Source organism: Streptomyces sp. NPDC044002, assembly GCF_056434525.1.
Genome location: NZ_JBWKEZ010000002.1, coordinates 1 through 18057, shown reverse-complemented (window position 1 = coordinate 18057; position 18057 = coordinate 1). Strand labels below are relative to the sequence as shown.

The following is an 18057-nucleotide window of genomic DNA, read 5'->3' as shown; positions in this document are numbered from 1 at the left end:
GCGGGCTCAGCCGGCCACGGCGGCGGAGGAGGAAGCACCGCTGCCCGCCGTGCCGCGGGTGAGGGAGGCGTGCGTGATCCGCCCGATGTGGGTGACGAGTTCACCGACGGACATGGCGAGGATCGCGTCCATGTCCTTCTCCGCGAGGAAGCCCATCAGGTCCACCCCGGCGCCGTAGCGGTGGTGCAGCGCCTCGGCGAGGGCGACGAACTCGATGCTCTCCAGGGCGAGGTCCTCGTTGAACGTCGTCTTCATCGTGACCTCGTCCGCGAGCAGGTACTCGTCGCCGACGATCTCCACCAGCATGCCGGTGATCTCGGCGAGGATGTCATTTCCCATGGCGTGTCTCCGTGAGGTGGAAGGGGACGTCGGGCGGGGTGCCGTCGCAGGTCCACGCGACGACGTGGCCGGGCGGCGAGGATCCGAGCAGGGTGGTGCGCACCGGGTACGGGCGGCCGTCCGGGGACCGCACCAGCAGGCAGCCGTCCCCGGAGAACGGATCGCCGTCCGGGTCGGCGGACACCCGCCACTCGCGCGGCCGGCCGCCGAGCCCGCTGCCGTCCGCCTTGGCGGCGGCCTCCTTGGCGCACCACAGGGCGGTCAGCGCGGCGGGCAGGCCGCCGGCGCCCCGGGGACCGCCCCAGGTGCCGGACAGCGCCTCGGCGAGGGCGAGTTCCCCCGGCCCGAGGGCGACGCGGATCAGCGCGTCCGGGTCGGCGGCCACCGGCTCCAGGTCGATCCCCACCGCCCGGCCCGGACGGGCGAGGGCGACGGCGATCCGGTCCTTGTGGGCGATCGTCAGCCGGAACCCGGCGGCGAGCGGCCCCAGCGCCAGCGGGCGGCCCGCCGGGTCGTTGCCGATTGGCACCTCCGCGGGGAAGACGGGTCCGGCGCCGCCGTCCCACAGCAGCTGCCGCAGCGCGTCCTTGGCGGCGATCCGGCCGAGCAGCCAGGGCCCGCGCGCCCGCGGCGACAGCCGCTCGTACGCCGCCCGCTCGGCGGCGCCGAGGTAGCGGCGCATCACCAGCTCCTGCGAGGCGGGGTCGCTCCAGCGCCTGCGGGCCAGGCACCAGCCGCCGGGCTGCGGTTCGCCGATGCCGCACACCTCCGGGGTGAACTTCATCGGCCAGACGCGTTCGTCGGCCCCGAACCGGCGGTACGTCCACCCCTCGATCCGGGCCCACACCCCGCCGTCCGGCAGGCGCAGCTCCACGTCCCCGAGCACGGTGACGTCCCGGACCTCCCGGACCCGGGCAGTGGCCCGGACGAGCCCGCCCGCGGCGGGCGGCGGCCCGCAGAAGCGGACGCGGTCCACGGTGGCGGGGAACACCAGCCGGTCCACGGGCAGACTGAGCTGCATCCAGTGCCCGAACAGCTGTCCCGCCGCGTCGAGCAGGGCCCCCGGGTCGGGGAGCGCCCTCAGCACCCCCTCGATGCCGTCGGCGCCGACGGTCCGCACCTCGTGCACGCCGGCGAAGCGGGGGCCGTGGAACATCCACCGGTCCCGGTACAGGGCGGCCGCGCTGACCGGGGCGGGCCGGGGGTCGCGCAGGGGCCTCGTGTCGGCGGCGGGCGGCGCCCCGTACCGCTCGCCGAGCAGGACGACCACCGAGGCGTACTCCCCGAGCGCCACCCGGAACCGGCCGGGGGCCTCGCGGTGGACCAGGACCTCGACGTCCAGGGCCGGTTCGGCGGGCAGCCAGCGCAGGGCGCGCACGTCCTCGTAGCCGGTCACCGCCAGGCCGGGGGGCGCGTGGCGCCGGGCGGCATCGGCCGCGAGCTCCAGCATGGTGGTCATCGGCACGACCGGGAACCGGTCGGAGTCCTCGGGCCAGCCGTCGGGCTGGAGGTACACGCAGTGGTCCCGTACGCCGGGCAGCGCGTCGAGCGAGACCCGCAGGGTGTACTTCCCCGTGGCCCTCCCCGCACCACCGCGACCACCCCCGGCCCCGGCTCCCGCCCCGGCGGTGGGCGGTGTGCCGGGTCCCGTGCCGGTTCCCGTGCCGGTTCCCGTGCCGGGCTGCGCGGCGGGGTGGGCGGCGGCTCCGGTGCCGGGGTGTGCGGCGGATGAGGTGCCGGGTCCCGTGCCGGGGCTCGTGTCGGCTCCCGTGCTGGGGCGTGCGGCGGGGTGGGCGCCGGGCTCGATGCCGGTACGTGCGGCAGACGACGTGCCGGAGCTCATGCCGTTCTCCGCGCTGCGACCTGCGCCGGGCTGGGCCCCCGGTCCCGCGCCCGTACCGGACCGGGGTTGCGCGTCGGCCGGTTGCGGCGGGCGGGCCGCCGTCCAGGCCTCGGCGACGCTGCGCGCGGCGGATCGGGTGTCGTCGAGGACCGCGTCGAGGGCGGACAGCAGCAGCGGCCGGACTGGCGGTGCGCCGGGAGCCGGGCCGGGGCCGGGGTCGGGGGACGTGGCCGCGCTGAGGAGCCCGCTCAGGGAGGCCCGGGCCGCCTCGCCGAGCCGCACCAGCGGCGACCCGAGGTCCAGGCTCATCCCGCGCACCCCCGACCCGGCCCCCACCCGCCCGGCGCCACCGGCCCCGGCCGGTGCTCCGGCCCTGGCCGGTGCCGCAGGCGCGGCGCCCCCGGCCGGTGCGGCAGCCGCCGCGGCCCCGGCGGGTGCCGCAGGCGCGGCGCGCCCGGCCCGCGCCGTCGGCGTGCCGTGCCCGGCCTGGGGCATATGCACACCGGCCCCGGGCTCCGCCGTGGGCGTGCCACCCCCGGCTCGTGCCACGGGTGTTCCGGCTCCGGCCCGGGCCGGCCGCGCACCATCCCCGGGCTCCTCCGTGGGCGTGCCGGCCGCGGTCTGCCATGTCCGAGTGTCACCCCCGGCCCGTGCCACTGGGGCCCCGGCCAGGGCCGTCGGCGTACTGTCCCTGGCCTGGGCGGGCGGCGTGCCGCGCCCGGCCTGGGCCGTTTGCGCACCGGCCCCGGGCTCCGTCGTGGGTGTGCCGGCCGCGGTTCGTGCCATGGGTGTTCCGGCTCCGGCCCGGGCCGGCCGCGCGCCGGCCCCGGGTTCTGCCGCAGCCGCACGAGCCCCGGGCTCTGCCGTGGGCGTGCCGGCCCCGGGCTGCCCTGTCCGGGTGCCGCCCCCGGCCCGTGCCACTGGGGCTCCGGCCAGGGCCGTCGGCGTAGCGACCCCGGCGCGGGCGGCCGGCGCAGCGGTGGCGGCGGGAGGGGACTCCGTCAGGAGGTCCCAGCGCGGGGCGTGGCCCTCCGTCCAGAGCGCGGCGCAGGTGCGGGTCAGGGAGGGCAGGCCCGGCAGGCGGGGGGAGGAGGTGGAGACCGCCAGGTGGGGGCGGTCGCGGAGGGTGTCCTCGACGAAGCCCGGCAGGCTGCCGGGGCCCAGGGTCACGAAGCTGCGGACGCCCTGCTCCTCGTACAGCCGCAGCGTCAGCTCGCGGAAGCGCACCGGCTCCAGCAGGTGGCGCACCACCAGCTCCCGCACGGCCTCCGGGGTGGCGGGGAACGGCGCGCAGGTGGTGGCCGACCACACCGGCACCGAGCCCGGCTCCAGCGGCAGCCGGCCGAACGCGGCCCGGACCTGCCCGAGGTAGGGCTCCCACATCGGGGTGTGGAAGCCCGAACGGAACGGCAGCTCCTGCCCCAGGACCCCTTCGCCGCGCAGCCGCGCGACCGCGGCCGCGACCTGCTCCGGGTCACCGCAGATCACCGACTGGTGCGGGCAGTTGTCGTGGCTGACCACCACCCCCTCCAGCCCGTGCAGCGCCGCCCGCGCCCGCCCGGCGCCGCAGCCCAGCGCCGCGTACACCAGGTCCGGGACCTTGAGGGAGCCGGGCCGCAGCGAGTCGAGGAAGGCGTCGGCCGCGTCCTCGGGGTACATGCCGGCGGCGACCATCGCCGCCCACTCGCCCAGGCTGTGGCCGGCCAGCACGTCGGCCCGGATCCCGAGCGCGGGCAGCACCCGGGCGTGGAAGCGGCCCGTCGCGATGGCGTCCAGGGCCCGCTCGACCAGCGAGCCGCCCCGGGTCAGACGCGGCCGCCCCATGCCCAGCCGGTCCGCGACGTCGTCCAGCACCGGGGCGAACTCCGGCTCCAGGCCAGGGAACAGGAACGCCACCTTGCCGCCCAGCGGCTCGGGGCTGAACCACACGTCCCCCCGCCCCCGCCAGGGCCGGCCCCGGGCCACGGCCTTCGCGGCCAGCGCGAGCCGCTGCGCTGTCGGCCCGGCCACCGCGACCCGGCAGGGCCCGTCCCCGCCCGACACCGGCGACGGCGCGGCCAGCAGGGCCGACAGCTCCGCCGGGGTGTCCGCCGCCAGCAGGAGTACGCCGCCCCCCGCGCCCGCCCCCACGGGCGCGGCGGCCCCGCCGCCCAGCGGCATGAACCGGCGCACCGGGGGAGCCGCCCGCCCGGTGGCCGGCGCCTCCTCCAGCACCACGTGCGCGTTGATCCCGCCGAAGCCGAACGCGTTGACCCCGGCCCGGCGCGGCGCCGGCCCGCGCTCCCACGGCTCGGCCGCCGTCACCGGCCGCATCCGGGTCCGGGCCAGGCCCGGGTGGGGGTCCTCCAGGTGCAGGGTCGGCGGCAGCACCCCCTCGTGCACCGCCAGCGCGGCCTTGATCAGCCCGGCCATCCCGGAGGCCTGCATGGTGTGCCCGAGCGCCGACTTCACCGACCCGAAGCCGATCGAGCCGGCCCCCGGCCCCGCCCCCGCCGCCGCCCCGGGCGGCCCGAACACCCGGGCCAGGGTGTCCAGTTCGGCCGCGTCCCCCACCGGGGTCCCGGTGCCGTGCGCCTCCAGCAGCCCCAGCGCCCCCGGCGCCCGCGGGTCCAGCCCGGCCTCCCGCCAGGCCCGCTCCAGCGCCCGTACCTGGCCCGCGACCAGGGGGCTCATCAGGCTCGCCGCCCGGCCGTCCCCGGCCACCCCCGTCCCCCGGACCACCGCGTACACCCGGTCCCCGTCCCGCTGCGCGTCCGCGAGCCGCTTCAGCAGCACCACCCCGGTGCCCTCGGACAGCAGCGTCCCGTCGGCCGCCCGGTCGAAGGGCCGGATCCGCTCGCTCGGGCTCAGCGCCCGCAGCTGCGTGAACACGCTCCACAGCGTGGCGATGTGGCAGTGGTGCACCGCCCCCGCGACCACCGCGTCGCAGCGTCCGGACGCCAGCAGCCCGACCGCCTGGTCCACGGCCAGCAGCGAGGAGGCGCACGCCGCGTCCAGGGTGTAGGCGGGGCCCCGGAAGTCCAGCCGGTTCGCGGTCCGGGCGGCGGTGAAGCTCGGCACCAGACCGATCGAGGCCTCCGGCCGCTCCGGCCCCAGCGCCTCCTGGAACGCGGACCGCACCTGCGCGATCCGCCGCTCGCCCAGCTCCGGCGCCAGCTCCCGCAGGGTCTGCGCCAACTGGTGGGCCGTCCGCACCCGCTGGTCCAGCCGGGCCGTGGCCACCCCCATGAACCCGCCGCGCCCCAGCACCACCCCGATCCGGGACCGGTCGGCCGGCAGCCGCTCCTCGCCGCCCGCGTCCGCGACCGCCTCGGCCGTCGCCCGCAGGGCCAGCAGCTGGTCCGGCTCGGCCCCCTCCACGGCCGCCGGCATGATCCCGAACCGGGTGGGGTCGAAGCCGGCCAGGCCGTCGACGAAGCCGCCCCGCCGGCAGTAGAACCGGTCGCCGGCCGCCGGACCGGAGGCGGCGTCCGGGTCGTAGTACACCTGCGGGTCCCACCGCTGCGGCGGCACCTCGCCGATGCAGTCCGTACCCGCGAACACGTTGCGCCGGTACGCCGCCAGGTCCCCGGCGCCGGGGAACACCGCGCCCATCCCGACGACCGCCGCGTCGGTCGGACGCGGGCCGCGCCCCTGCCGCTCACTCATCGCCCCGCCCCTCCGCCCCGGCGGCAGCCAGGACCACCTGTACGCCTTCCCCGTCCGCGAGTTCGGCGAGGAACGCGGCTGCCCCGGCCTCCGGCGCGATCAGCGGGATCCCGCGCCGGGCGTAGGCCCGCTCCAGTTCCGGGGTGACCATCCCGCCCGCCTCCGCCGCCCACGGCCCCCAGTCCACCGACAGCACCCGGCCCGGGAAGGACTCAGCCCAGGCGTGCGCCAGCGTGTCGAGGGCGTCGTTGGCGGCGGCGTAGTCGCACTGGCCCCGGTTGCCGTACACCCCGGCGACGCTGCCGAACAGGGCCAGGAACCGGGGCGCGGGCCCCGTTCCGTGCTCGGCGGCCGCGGCCGCCAGGTGCCGGGCGCCGGCCACCTTCACGGCGAACACCTCCGCGAAGTCCGCCGCCCGCTTCTCGCGCAGCAGCCCGTCCCGCAGCACCCCCGCACCGTGCACGATCCCGTCGAGCCGGCCGTGCCGGGCCCGTACGTCCGCCACGACGGCCCGTACGGCCGCCCCGTCCGTGACGTCGGCGCGGTGGTAGCGGACGGAGGCCGCCGCGCCGGCGAGGCCGTCCAGCGCGGCCCGAACCTCCCGCGCGGCGAGGATCCGCGAGGCGGCCGCCTCGATCTCGGCCGCGGTGCGCAGCCCCGAGGCGATCAGCGCCGCCCGCAGCGCCACCAAGTCCCGGGCCTGCCCGAACGCGTCCTCCCCGGGCGGCGGTTCGGGCGTACGGCCGACCAGCTCGACGTGGCAGCCGGTGGCGCGGGCCAGCGCGAGCGCGGTGCGGGCGGTGATCCCGCGGGCCCCGCCGGTGAGCAGGACCACCGAGTCCGGGCCGAGCGGCAGGGCCCGCCCGGACGTGGCCGGCGCGGCGGGCACCGCCCGGCGGGCGAACCGGGCCCCGTCCGCGGCGTAGCCGACGGAGGCTCCGTCCCCGTCGGGAGCTCCGCAGGCCAGCTCGGCCAGGAGCAGCCGGGCGGTCTGCTCGGGGTCCTCCTTGGGGTGGACCTCCACGGCGCGCACCAGCGTGCCGGGGAACTCCAGCGCCGCGCTGCGGGCGAACCCGTGCAGACCGGCCCCCGCGGTCCCGGGCGCGGTGACCAGCAGCAGCCGCCCGGCCCCGCCGGCCAGGGCCTGCCGCAGGCCCTCGAAGGCCCCGGGCAGCACCGGCTCGGCCCCGGCCCGCAGCGCGGACAGGTCGACGACCCCGTCCAGGCCGGCCTCCGCCCCGGCGAGGAGCCGTACCCCGGCACCCCGCTCCCGCAGCGCCCCGGCGAGGGCGGGCGCGAGACCCTGTCCGTCCTCGACGATCCCGATCCGCAGTCCGCGCAACGCCTCCGGGTCCCCGGCGGCCGCCGCCAGGGGCACCGCCTCCACCCGCAGCCGCGCGAGCGGTTCCGGAGCCGACACCGCCTGCGGCTCCGGCTCCGGCTCCGGCTCGGGCTCCGGGGTGGCGGTGCCGGGCGCGGCGCGGGCGACGATCCATTGCACGATGCCGCGCAGGGTCTTGATCCGGGACAGCTCCTCGACGGCGGACCCGGTGGAGCCTCCCGGCTCCCGCGGGAGGCCGATGCGGTCCGCCAGGGCGCCGATGATCTCCACCCGCTTGATGGAGTCGATGGACAGGTCGGCCTCCAGGTCGAGTTCCGGGTCCAGCATGTCCCGCGGGTATCCGGTCCGGGCGTGGACGACCTCCAGGACCGCGTCCATCACCTCCTCGGCCGTACGCGGAGCCGCGGGCTCCACGGCGGCGGGCACGGGCACGGGTACGGGCACGGGCATGGGTACGGGCATCGGCGCGGCACTGCCGTCGGCGGGCAGCCCGCGCGGCCGGGCCTCCGCCGAACCCGGCGCCCGCGCCCCGGGGTGCGCGGGGGCCGGCGCGCCCAGGTACCCCAGCAGCACGGCCCGCTGCGCCTCGACCAGTTCGCGCGTCCCGCGCAGGTACTCCAGCACCGCCTCCTCGCGCCGGTCCCCGCCCGCCGGCGCGGCGGCGTCCGCCCGCACCGGGAGGTCCACCCGCCGGGCCGGCCGCAGCCCCCCGGCGACCGGCACCCCGTCGGCCGTACGCACCAGGTGCCCGTCCACCAGCCAGCCCGGCCGACCCGGCGCCCGCTCCGGCAGCCGCCGGGTCCGGCCCCGGAACAGCGCCTCCGGCTCCACCGGGACCCCGGCCGCGGCCAGTTCGGCCAGCGCCGTAACCAGCCGGGTCAGCCCGTGTTCGCCCGGCACGTCCAGCGGGACCACCGTGTGCGGGCGTTCCCCGAGGATCCGGCCGACCAGCCCCGACAGCACCCGGCCCGGCCCGGCCTCCACGAAGGTCCGCACCCCGGCCGCGTACATGGCCTCCACCTGCTCCGTGAACCGCACCGGCTCCGCCACCTGCCGGGCCAGCAGCTCCCGTACCGCGTCGGGGTCCGCCGGGTACGGCCCGGCCGTGGTGTTCGACCAGACCGGCACCGAGGGCCCGGCCACCTCCGTCGCGGCCAGCTCGGCGGCCAGCGCCCCCGCCGCCCCCGCGACCACCCCGCTGTGGAACGCACAGGCCACCGGGATCGGCTCCGCCTTCAGCCCGGCCTCCCGCAGCGCGTCCACCGCCGCGGCGACCGCCGCCGTCGGACCCGACACGACGCACTGCCGGGGCGCGTTGTGGTTCGCCACCACGCACCCGGCCCGCCCGGCGGTCTCCCGTACCTCCTCCGGGGCCGCCGACACCGCCGCCATCGACCCCGGATCCGCCCCGGCGGCGGCCAGGATCGCCTCGGCGCGGCGCGTGCTCAGCCGCATCAGACCCGGCGTGTCGTACACCCCGGCCGCCCACAGCGCGGTCAGCTCCCCGTACGAATGCCCGGCCACGCAGTCCGGCCGTACGCCGAGCCGCCCGAGCAGCAGGTGCGCGGCCGCCCCGGCCAGCCCCAGGGCCGGCTGGGCCACCCGGGTGTCGGTGACCGCCGCCCGCTGCGCCGCCCGCCCCGCGGCGCCGAAGGCCGCGGGCGGGAACATCGCCGCCACCACCGCGCCGGGCGCCCCGTCCAGCAGCCCGCGCAGCGCGGGGAACGCCGTGAACAGCTCGCCCAGCATGCCCGGCCGCTGGCTGCCCTGCCCGGGGAACAGGAACGCCACCCGGCCCGGGTCGGCCGTCTCCTCCCGTACGTGGACCCCCGGGCCCTGCTCGAACGCCCGGGCCCGCTCCAGCCGGACGGCCAGCTCGTCCGCGTCGGAGGCCACCACCGCCACCCGCACCGGGCCCGCCCCCGAGGCGGCGGCCTCCGCCGCCAGGTCCCGCAGGCTCCACGGCCGCCCGGCCGCGTCGTTCTCCTCCAGCCGGGCCGCGAGCCGAGCCATCGCCCGGCCCGCCGCCCGCCGGTCCCCGCCCCGGAAGCAGAACAGCTCGGCCGGCCACTCCTCCAGTCCGTGCCCCGGCTCGTCCGCCCCCGCGTAACCGGCCAGCACGGCGTGGTAGTTCGTACCGCCGAAGCCGAACGCGCTGACCCCCGCGATCCGCCGCCGGGCCGGCAGCGCCCAGGGCCGGGCCCGCTCGTCGAAGAAGAACGGGCTGCTCCCCTCCTCCCAGGCCGGGTTGGGCGTGTCGATGTGCAGGGTGGGCGGCCGTACGCCCGCGTGCACGGCCCGGGCCGCCTTGATCAGCCCGGCCAGCCCGGCCGCGCACTTGGTGTGCCCCAGCTGCGACTTGACCGACCCCAGGGCGCAGGACCCCGGCGCGGCACCGGACGAGGTGAACAGGTCGGTCAGCACGGTCAGTTCGGTGCTGTCGCCGACCACCGTGCCGGTGCCGTGCGCCTCGACCAGGCCCACCTCGGCCGGGGAGATCCCGGCCCGGGCGTAGGCCCGCTCCAGTGCGCGGCGCTGCCCCTCGGGCCGGGGCGCGGTCAGGCCGAGGGAGCGTCCGTCGCTGGCGGCGCCGACAGCCTTGACGACCGCGTACACCCGGTCGCCGTCCCGCTCCGCGTCCGCGAGCCGCTTGAGCACCAGCACGCCCACGCCCTCGCCGAGCGCGATCCCGTCGGCGGCCGCGTCGAAGGGCCGGCAGCGGCCGCCGGGGGACAGGGCGCGGACCGACGAGAACAGCAGGTAGTCGTTGATCCCGTTGTGCAGGTCCGCGCCGCCGCACAGCACCATGTCGCTGTCCCCGTCGCGCAGTTGGCGGCAGGCCAGGTCCAGGGCGGCGAGGGAGGAGGCGCAGGCCGCGTCGACGGTGCAGTTCGCGCCGCCCAGGTCGAGCCGGTTGGCGACCCGGCCCGCGATGACGTTGGCGAGCACCCCGGGGAAGGAGTCCTCGGTCAGCCGCGGCAGCTGCTCGTCCAGGCCCTCGGGGACCGAGCCCAGGTAGCCGGGCAGCAGCGAACGCAGCCCGTACGCGCCGGCCAGCTCGGTTCCGGCCTCCGCCCCGAACACCACCGAGGTCCGGGAGCGGTCGAACTCCCGCTCCCGTCCGTACCCGGCGTCCCCGAGGGCCCGCGCGGAGATCTCCAGGGCGAGCAGCTGGACCGGTTCGATCCCGGCGAGCGAGGCGGGCGGGATCCCGTGGGCGAGGGCGTCGAAGGGCACCGGGCCGAGGAACCCGCCCCAGCGGGAGGGGGTGCGCTCGCCCGCGCGGGCCGGATCGGGGTCGTAGTGGAGCGCAGGGTCCCAGCGCTCGGCCGGCACCTCCGTCACCGCGTCCGTGCCGTCCAGGACCCGCGCCCAGTAGCCGGCCAGGTCGGGGGAGCCGGGGTAGGCGCAGGCCATGCCCACGATGGCGACGTCCAGCGGGTCCGGCGCCGCCTCCGCCTGCGCGGGCCGGGCCGGGAGTTCGGCGGCCCGCCGCTCCAGGAGCCGGGTCGCCCCCTCGGTGACCTGCGCGTGCAGCGCCGCCACCGTGGTGGTGGCGGAGCGCAGGGTGGCGGCCTGCCCGAGCATGAACAGCCCCTCCGCGTACTGCTGTTCCTCGCCGGCCGGCTCCAGCGCGGGGGTGTCCGGGGTGCGCCGCAGCCCCTTGCTCGCGAGGCGCAGCCGGCCCAGGTTGAGCCGCTCCAGCCGCTCCCACACCTCGCGCTGCGGGGTTCCGTCCCGCTGCAGCCGCCGCCGCTCGGCTTCGAAGGCCTCGGCGTACGGGGTCGCCGCGCAGCGGGTGGCGTGCCCGGGCGCGGTGTGCAGCAGCACGGTGTCCGCGCACTCCACGGCCGTCCGCTGGAAGACCGGCAGCACCGCCCCGCAGGCCACGGCCTCCTCGGTGAACAGATAGGCGGTGCCCATCAGTACGCCGATCCGCGCGCCCCGCGCGGCCAGCGGCGCGGCGGCCGCGACCGCCATGGCGGCGGAGCGGCCGTCGTGGATGCCGCCCGCGAACAGGACGTCCAGGGCCTGAGGTTCGGGACACGACAGCAACCGCTCGATCTGCTCCTCCCAGAGCGGGAAGGAGGCCCGTGGCCCCACGTGCCCGCCGCACTCCAGCCCCTCGAACACGAACCGCCGCGCCCCCTCGGCGAGGTACCGCTCCAGCAGGCCGGGCGAGGGCACGTGCAGGTGGGTGCGGATCCCGGCGGCCTCCAGCGGGGCCGCCTGCGCGGGGGTGCCGCCGGCGATGACCGCCCACGGCGGGCGGGCCCCGGCCACGGCCGCCAGCTGCTCCCGCCGCAGCTCTTCCGGGGCGAAGCCCAGCAGGCCCACGCCCCAGGGGCGGTCCCCGAGCCGTTCGGCGGTCTCGGCCAGGAGCCGGCGTACGTCCGGGCCCTCCATCACGGCCAGGGCGAGGTACGGCACCCCGCCCCCGGCGGCCACCGCCTCCGCGAAGCGGGCCTGATCGCTCACCCGGGTCATCGGCCCCTGCGCGACGGACAGCGCGCGCTCCAGCGGCCGGGCCCGCACGGCGGCCTCCAGGTGCCCGGTGACGGCCGCCCGCACGGCCCGGACCACCCCGCCGGTGGTGCGGTGGCGGGCGGCCAGGCGGGCCGCCGAAGCCCCGTCCTGGCCGACGGGCAGCAGCTGCGCCCGCAGGCCGCGGGCGCCCAGCAGGGCGGACACCGGCCCGGCGGGCGGTTCGGGCAGGTCAGGGCGGGCGAACACCCGGTGCCCGTCCAGCAGCCGGGTCTCCGACCCGTCCATGGCCCGCAGGGCGGCGGCCACTTCGGCGGGCAGCGCCCCCTCTCCCTCCGCCGTCAGGGCGAGTTGGACGTCGAGCACCACTCCGGACGCCCCGCCCGCCACGGCCGCGGCCGCCGTGTGCGGCCCGATCCCGCCCAGGGCCAGTACGGGCACCGCGGGCCCGGAGTCCGCCAGGAGCTGCTGGAGCAGTACGAAGGTGGTGGTCCCGCCCACCCGGCCCCCGGCCTCGTGGCCCTTGGCGACCAGGGCGGACACCCCGGCGGAGACGGCCGCCGCGGCCTCGGCCCGGCCGGTGGCCTCCGCCCAGACCCGGGGCCGGCCGGGCGCCGCGGCCCAGGCGGCCACCTGCTCCCGGGTGTGGGCGGCAGGGTCGGCCAGCAGCACGGTGTCCACCTCGGGCGGCAGCTCGCCGGGTCCCGTCGCACACCCCGGGGGAACCCGCACCCCGTAGCGGCCGGCGGCCCCGCCCCCGTGCCCGCCCGCGCCGCCCCCGCCCTCCAGCCGGCGGGCCAGCTCGGCGAAGGCGCGCCGCGCGGCGTCCGGGTCCCGGCCGAGGTCGAGCAGGCCGAGGGAGCCGGCACGTTCGGCCGCGGTCACGATCGCCGGGTTCGGCTCCTCGAACGGACTGACCGCGACGACCAGTTCACGGGCGGCGGCGGACTGCGGGTGCGGGAGGGTCACGAGCGCTCCTCTTCCAGTGCTGTGTGACATGGCGCAGTACAGGGCGGAAGAACGGGGGAGAGCGATGAAGTGAAGTGCGGCGCCGGGCGTGATCCCGGTACGGGCGGCGCGACCGGCTTGAACCGTGGTCAAACGCCCGGACGCCGCGATGCATCGTGCGGGGGGCACCCCGCACTGTCAACAGCCATACGGAATACGCTGCTTCGCCCCGCCCGGCCCACCGGCGCACCCGCCCGCCGCCACCGCGGGGCCTGCCGCGAGCCCCCGTCCGGCCGCTGGCCTGCGCCTTTCCCGGCCGGGCGGACGGCCCCCGCGCACGGGCCCGCGTACGACGTCCGGCCGGGCTCATGCCGCCCGGGCATGTCTTGCCGCCGAGCCGGTATGGAGCCGTCCCCGGACCCGGCGTCAGTTGTTCACCCACCAGCCCTTACAGGTCCATGCCCACGCCGTTACCGTCCGCTCATGACCCCCACCCTCGCGCAACTCCGCTACCTCGTCGCCGTAGCCGACTGCCGGTCCATCACCGGCGCGGCCGCCTCGGTCTTCGTCGCGCAGTCGGCCCTCTCCAGAGCGGTACAGGCCATGGAACGCGACCTGGGAGTCGAGCTGCTGGCCCGCCGGGGAAGGGGGGTGGACCTCACGCCGGAGGGGGCCCGGGTCGTCCGGCTGGCCCGCACCGTGCTCAACGCGGTCGAAGCCATCGACGACATCGGCACCCCGCACGGCAAGGACTCACGGGCCGCCTTCACCCTCGCCACCACCCCCACCCTCGCGCTCGACCTGGCCACCGACCTGCTGGCGGGCTTCAGCGAGCGCCACCCCGGAGTGGACGTCCGGCTCCAGAAGCACGACAGCCGCGAATCCCTCGTCGAGGAACTCACCCAGGGGCGGGCCGAACTGGCCCTGGTCGACCTCCCCGTCGACAAGGAACTCTCCACGCACTTCATCCAGGAGCGCGAGGTGGTGCTGATCTCGCCGATCGGCACCCGGCTGCCGAACCCCGTCCCCCTGCGCATGCTCGACGGGCTCCCCATGGTGCTGCCCACCCCCGGCACCGGCCGGCGCACCGAGATGGAGGCCATGTTCAGCTGCATGGGCGTCCGCCCCGTGCCCTCCCTGGAAGTCGACGAACGCCTCGCCTGGGTCACGGGCGTGACCGACGGACGCGGCTCCCTCATCTGGTACCGGGACGTAGTGGCCAGGGCCTTCGGCAGCAGGGCCGAGATCCGCTCCTTCACCCCGGCGCTGCTGCGCCCCGTGGGCATCGCGCACGCCCGCCGTCAGCTCAGCCGGGCGGCCCGCGCCTTCATCGCCCACGCCGGCCGCAAGGCGCCGGTACGGGAACCGGAGCGCTGAGCCCCGGGCCCATGCCGGGACGGCATTGAACGATGCTCGAACGGGGTTTCCCGGGGGGTGGTGCTGCCCGGCGCCGAGGCCTCACATGGTCCGCATGACCCGACTCCTGCCACCCCCCGGGGCCGCCGCCCTCGCGACCGCCGCCCTCGCCGCGCTCCTGCCCGCACTGGCCTGGATGGCGGACGCCACCGCCGCCCCGGCACCTCCCGCCACCCGGGCCGCCGCCCCCGCCCCCGAGAAGAAGTGCACCCTGCCCGGCGGCATGACCGAGATCAGCGGCCTCGCGACGAGCCGCAGGCACCCGGGCGTCTTCTACGCCGTCAACGACAGCGGCAACACCAACCAGGTCTTCGCCGTCGACTGCACCGGCCCCACCGGAGTGCTCAAGGCCACCCTCACCGTCTCGGGCGTCGGCAACACCGACTGGGAGGCCCTGGCGATCGGCAAGGACGCCGGGGGCGGCCCGGCCGTCCTGGTGGGCGACATCGGGGACAACTTCGGCAGCCGCGCGGAGATCACCGTGCACAGCTTCCCCGAGCCGGAGCGGCTCGCCGACGCCATCGTCACCCCGGTGACGTACCGCTTCGCCTACGCCGACGGCAGGCACGACGCCGAATCCCTCCTCGCCGACCCGGCCACCGGCCGGATCCTCGTCGCCAGCAAGCTGATCGGCACCCCCGGACAGCTCTACCAGGCCCCGCTCCCGCCGGTCACCGGCCGGGTCAACACCCTCACCGCCGTCCGGCCCGGCCCGGTCTTCGCCACGGACGGCGCGTTCTCCCCGACGGGCGCCTCCTACACGCTGCGCAGCGGAGGCCCGCTGGGCGCCGACACGGCCTCGGTCTACGACACCTCGGGCACCAAACTCGCCGACGTGGCCCTCCCCGCCCAGTCCCAGGGCGAGACCGTCACGTACGCGGACTGCGCGCACCTCCTGGTCGGCTCGGAGAACGACCCGCAGATCTGGCAGGTCCCCCTCCCCCCGGAAGCCGCCCCCGGCTGCGGCACCACCCCGACCCCGACCCCGACACCGACGCCCACTCCCACGCCGACACCCACTCCCACGCCGACGCCCACCCCCGGTGATCCGAAGCTGGCCAACCCAGGCCCCCAGACCTGCCGGTTCAACCAGCCCTGCACGGTCCAGCTCACCGCCACCGGCGGGAAGCAGCCCCTCCGCTTCGCCGCCTCCGGCCTGCCCTGGGGCCTGACCCTCGACAGCGCCTCCGGCCGCATCACCGGCAAGCCCTGGAGCACCGGCCCGGCCCAGGTCACCGCCACCGTGACCGACTCCGCCGGCGCGAGCGCCGGCACGTCCTTCGCCCTCACCGTCAAGTGGCTCTGAGCAGGGGTCAGCGGTAGTGCTTCCAGGGCAGCGGCCCGTCGCCGTGGTAATGCCCGTGACCGAGTTGGTCCATCGGGTACCGCCGGAACCCGTCCACCGTCCGGGGATCGCCCGCCAGGAAGGCCCGTACGATCCGGTCGGCCTGGTGGGCGGGGTCCTCGTCGGTGACCGCCGCCGCCATGCCGAACTCCTCGGCGCGCCCGTACCATCCTTCCGGATCCCGCTCGTCGCGGAGGAAGTAGACCAGCACCTGCCCGGGGTGCTTCGGGTCCGTCCACACGTGGCCGAGCTCGCACGACCACCGTTCCAGCCACCCGGTCTCGCCGCGCAGCCCGTCGAGCACCAGCCGCGAGACCGTCTGCGCCGGCCACTCCCAGCCGCCGTCCAGGCGGGCACGCTCCAGCTCGGCGTCGTACTGGGCGGCGTCGAAACGGTACTCGGGGAGCTCGGGAACCCCCTCTTCGGCCGTCCGCCAGCTCCACACGACGGTGTCGCCGTCGCGCCGCAGCGTGAGGTACAGCAGATCGTGGCAGCCGCACCACTTCGCCGCGAAGTCCACCGAATGGGGCCTGTCGCCCACCGACAGGGGGCCGTCGGGCAGCAGCCAGTCCCGGGGATCACCGCACTGGGCGCCGTAGTCCTCGTCCTCGAAGGCCTCCTCGACGACGTCCACCCCGTCGATCAGCGCGCGGACCTCCAGGTCCTCGTAGGGCCCGAGTGCCGGGTCGTTCCTGACGTACAGCCGCAGAACGTTCAATTCGTAGGTCATCAGGCCAGGCTGACGTCCGGCCGCCATGCATGTCACACGGTTTTGGCGGCCGCCCGCGTGCCGTATAGTTGATCTCGAGCCCACCGCCGAGGAACACGGCGGACGGGACGATGCGTTGGTGGTCCAAGGAAAGACACCCCACTTCCCGTGGGGGAATGCAGGTGCAAGGCCTGCCCAGCGCTCGAACGAAGGCCCCGGCCTCCTCAGGGAGACCGGGGTCTTCCGCTTCTCCGGGGCTCGGTGCTACGGCTCCTGGAGCACGGAGAAGACGTTGCCGGCCGGGTCCGTGAACCAGGCGATCTGCGGGAAACCCGATTCGCGGACGATCCCCTTGTCGTCGTGGGTGAATTCCGGGTAGCGCTCGAAGCCGACCCCCCGGCGCATCAGTTCCTCGACCGCCGCGTCGATGTCGTCGACCGGGAAGTTCAGCACGGTGAAGCCCGCCGGGGTGTGGTCGGCCTTCGGGTAGACGAGGATCTCGGTGCCGCCCGCGATGTGCAGGGTGAGCATGCCGTTCTGCTCGGTGACCCGCAGGCCGAGGGTCTCGCCGTAGAACTCCTTCGCCCGCTGGAGGTCGTTCACGGCGAAGCCGCTGTATGCCTTGGTGTTGGTGAACACGTGCCGTCCTCTCCCGCGCCCCCGGGTCAGGGCGTTACGAGTGTTCACCAGCACGACCCCGGACACCGCCGCGAACCGGCCCGGCGGCCCGGAATACCCCCGATGGGAGCAGGGCTACCGGCGTACCGCCAGGGCGAGCCTGACCGTGTAGTGCTCGCGCAGCAGGCCGTCCGGGAACAGGTCGTCCAGGCGGACGCGTTCGGCAGCGAGGAACGCTTCGGTACCCGGCTCGCCCACCAGGAAGAGCGAGTGCGTGGAGAGCTTCCCGAGGTGCGCCTCGACGGTGATGGGGCGCGACCAGCGCAGCCGGCGCGTGGTGAATTCCAGGCCGGGCAGCGAACGGGCCGGCTCGTTGGCGTACCAGCCGGGGCCGAAGCGCTTCTCGATGCGCGCCTGCTGGTCGGCGATCCACTCCACGTCCGTGTCGGGGTCGTTGGACCAGACGGCCAGCGCGCCCCCGGGCCGCAGGACGCGCAGGGCCTCGGGGCCGGCGAGGGCGGGGTCCGTCCAGTGCCAGGACTGCGCGTAGGTCAGCAGGTCGGTGCCCGCCGTGGCCAGCGGCAGCCGGTCGCCGTCGCCGCGGACCAGCGCGATCCCCGGGTTGCGGCGGCGGAACTCCGCCGCCATGCCCTCCCCGGGCTCCACCGCCACCACCCGGGCCCCGCGGGCGTGCAGGAGCGCGCTCGCGATCCCGGTGCCCGCGCCGACGTCCGCGACGCGGGCACCGGCCAGCGGGAACCCGGCCAGCTCCTCGACGGTGTCGAAGAGCGCGGCCGGATAGGAGGGCCGGTGGGCGGCGTAGCGGGCTGCCGCGGAACCGAACGAACGGGCACGGGCGCGGGATCCGGTCGTCATACCGTCCATAATGGACGGCCGGTCAAGAGGGCCCGGCCCGCCGGGCTCAGTCGATCTGGAGCTCGCCCATCCGGCTCCAGCCGGTGGCACCCGCGATGGTGGTGCTGACGATGTCGGGCGTGCGGGCGACAAGCGGACGCATGGTCTCCAGGGCCTTGGCGAAGTGCTCGGAGGTGACGTGCGCTTCGGCCGCGTCGTCCTGGAACGCCTCGACCAGGACGTAGGTGTCCGGCTCCTCCAGGCTGCGGGACCACTCGAACCACAGGTTGCCCGCCTCGGCGCGGGTGGCGCGGGTGAACTCCGCGACCTCCTCCGGCCACTGGTCCACGTATTCGGGCTTGACGGCGAATTTCACCACAATGAAGATCATTCAGCCATTGTAGGCACGGGCCCGGGGGGGGGGGGGGGGGGGGGGGGGGGGGGGGGGGGGGGGGGGGGGGGGGGGGGGGGGGGGGGGGGGGGGGGAGGGGGGGGGGGGGGGGGGGGGG

Annotated in this window: 9 protein-coding genes; 2 read left to right on the top strand and 7 right to left on the bottom strand. The window is 77.1% G+C overall.

All coding sequences use genetic code 11. The features are described from left to right. Positions 1–6 precede the first annotated feature (6 nt). From AC07A6_RS01680 to AC07A6_RS01670, 3 genes are read right to left on the bottom strand one after another with little or no spacing between them, the layout of a single operon-like run. On the bottom strand, positions 7–339 hold the full coding sequence (locus AC07A6_RS01680; protein WP_362462660.1) for an acyl carrier protein: 333 nt from the start codon (positions 337–339) through the stop codon (positions 7–9). Beyond that, positions 329–5830, bottom strand: coding sequence for a beta-ketoacyl synthase N-terminal-like domain-containing protein (locus AC07A6_RS01675; protein WP_478775639.1), 5502 nt, complete (start codon positions 5828–5830; stop codon positions 329–331). Before AC07A6_RS01675 ends, AC07A6_RS01680 begins: the two co-directional genes overlap by 11 nt. After that, positions 5823–12656, bottom strand: a complete 6834-nt coding sequence (locus AC07A6_RS01670; protein ID WP_478775638.1) for an SDR family NAD(P)-dependent oxidoreductase — start codon at positions 12654–12656, stop codon at positions 5823–5825. Before AC07A6_RS01670 ends, AC07A6_RS01675 begins: the two co-directional genes overlap by 8 nt. 432 nt (positions 12657–13088) lie before the next feature. Between AC07A6_RS01670 and AC07A6_RS01665 the strand changes: the two genes are divergently transcribed. Continuing rightward, entirely contained in the window at positions 13089–13982 is an 894-nt protein-coding gene (locus AC07A6_RS01665) for a LysR family transcriptional regulator (RefSeq protein ID WP_362462668.1), read from the top strand. Between the two features lie 94 nt (positions 13983–14076). Continuing rightward, positions 14077–15327 (top strand): putative Ig domain-containing protein, encoded by a 1251-nt coding sequence (locus tag AC07A6_RS01660; RefSeq protein WP_478775637.1) that lies wholly within the window; start codon positions 14077–14079, stop codon positions 15325–15327. Positions 15328–15334: 7 nt separating this feature from the next. On the opposite strand, the gene AC07A6_RS01655 is transcribed toward AC07A6_RS01660, so the two are convergent. The 4 genes from AC07A6_RS01655 to AC07A6_RS01640 form a co-directional block, all read right to left on the bottom strand. Further along, on the bottom strand, positions 15335–16096 hold the full coding sequence (locus AC07A6_RS01655) for a hypothetical protein (protein WP_478775636.1): 762 nt from the start codon (positions 16094–16096) through the stop codon (positions 15335–15337). Positions 16097–16339: 243 nt separating this feature from the next. Then, entirely contained in the window at positions 16340–16714 is a 375-nt protein-coding gene (locus AC07A6_RS01650; protein ID WP_478775635.1) for a VOC family protein, read from the bottom strand. 114 nt (positions 16715–16828) lie between these two features. After that, positions 16829–17569, bottom strand: a complete 741-nt coding sequence (locus AC07A6_RS01645) for a class I SAM-dependent methyltransferase (protein ID WP_478775634.1) — start codon at positions 17567–17569, stop codon at positions 16829–16831. A 46-nt stretch (positions 17570–17615) separates the two neighbouring features. Next, the gene (locus AC07A6_RS01640) at positions 17616–17939 is read right to left on the bottom strand and encodes a putative quinol monooxygenase (RefSeq protein ID WP_362462683.1); all 324 of its coding nucleotides are present in this window, start codon (positions 17937–17939) and stop codon (positions 17616–17618) included. Between the last annotated feature and the right edge of the window lie 118 nt (positions 17940–18057).

What these genes read in the sequence shown, in the direction of transcription:
- AC07A6_RS01640 (WP_362462683.1), bottom strand. Translation starts at nt 17,939, where the DNA reads ATGATCTTCATTGTGGTGAAATTCGCCGTCAAGCCCGAATACGTGGAC.
- AC07A6_RS01680 (WP_362462660.1), bottom strand. Translation starts at nt 339, where the DNA reads ATGGGAAATGACATCCTCGCCGAGATCACCGGCATGCTGGTGGAGATC.
- AC07A6_RS01670 (WP_478775638.1), bottom strand. Translation starts at nt 12,656, where the DNA reads ATGTCACACAGCACTGGAAGAGGAGCGCTCGTGACCCTCCCGCACCCG.
- AC07A6_RS01645 (WP_478775634.1), bottom strand. Translation starts at nt 17,569, where the DNA reads ATGACGACCGGATCCCGCGCCCGTGCCCGTTCGTTCGGTTCCGCGGCA.
- AC07A6_RS01660 (WP_478775637.1), top strand. Translation starts at nt 14,077, where the DNA reads ATGACCCGACTCCTGCCACCCCCCGGGGCCGCCGCCCTCGCGACCGCC.
- AC07A6_RS01675 (WP_478775639.1), bottom strand. Translation starts at nt 5,830, where the DNA reads ATGAGTGAGCGGCAGGGGCGCGGCCCGCGTCCGACCGACGCGGCGGTC.
- AC07A6_RS01665 (WP_362462668.1), top strand. Translation starts at nt 13,089, where the DNA reads ATGACCCCCACCCTCGCGCAACTCCGCTACCTCGTCGCCGTAGCCGAC.
- AC07A6_RS01655 (WP_478775636.1), bottom strand. Translation starts at nt 16,096, where the DNA reads ATGACCTACGAATTGAACGTTCTGCGGCTGTACGTCAGGAACGACCCG.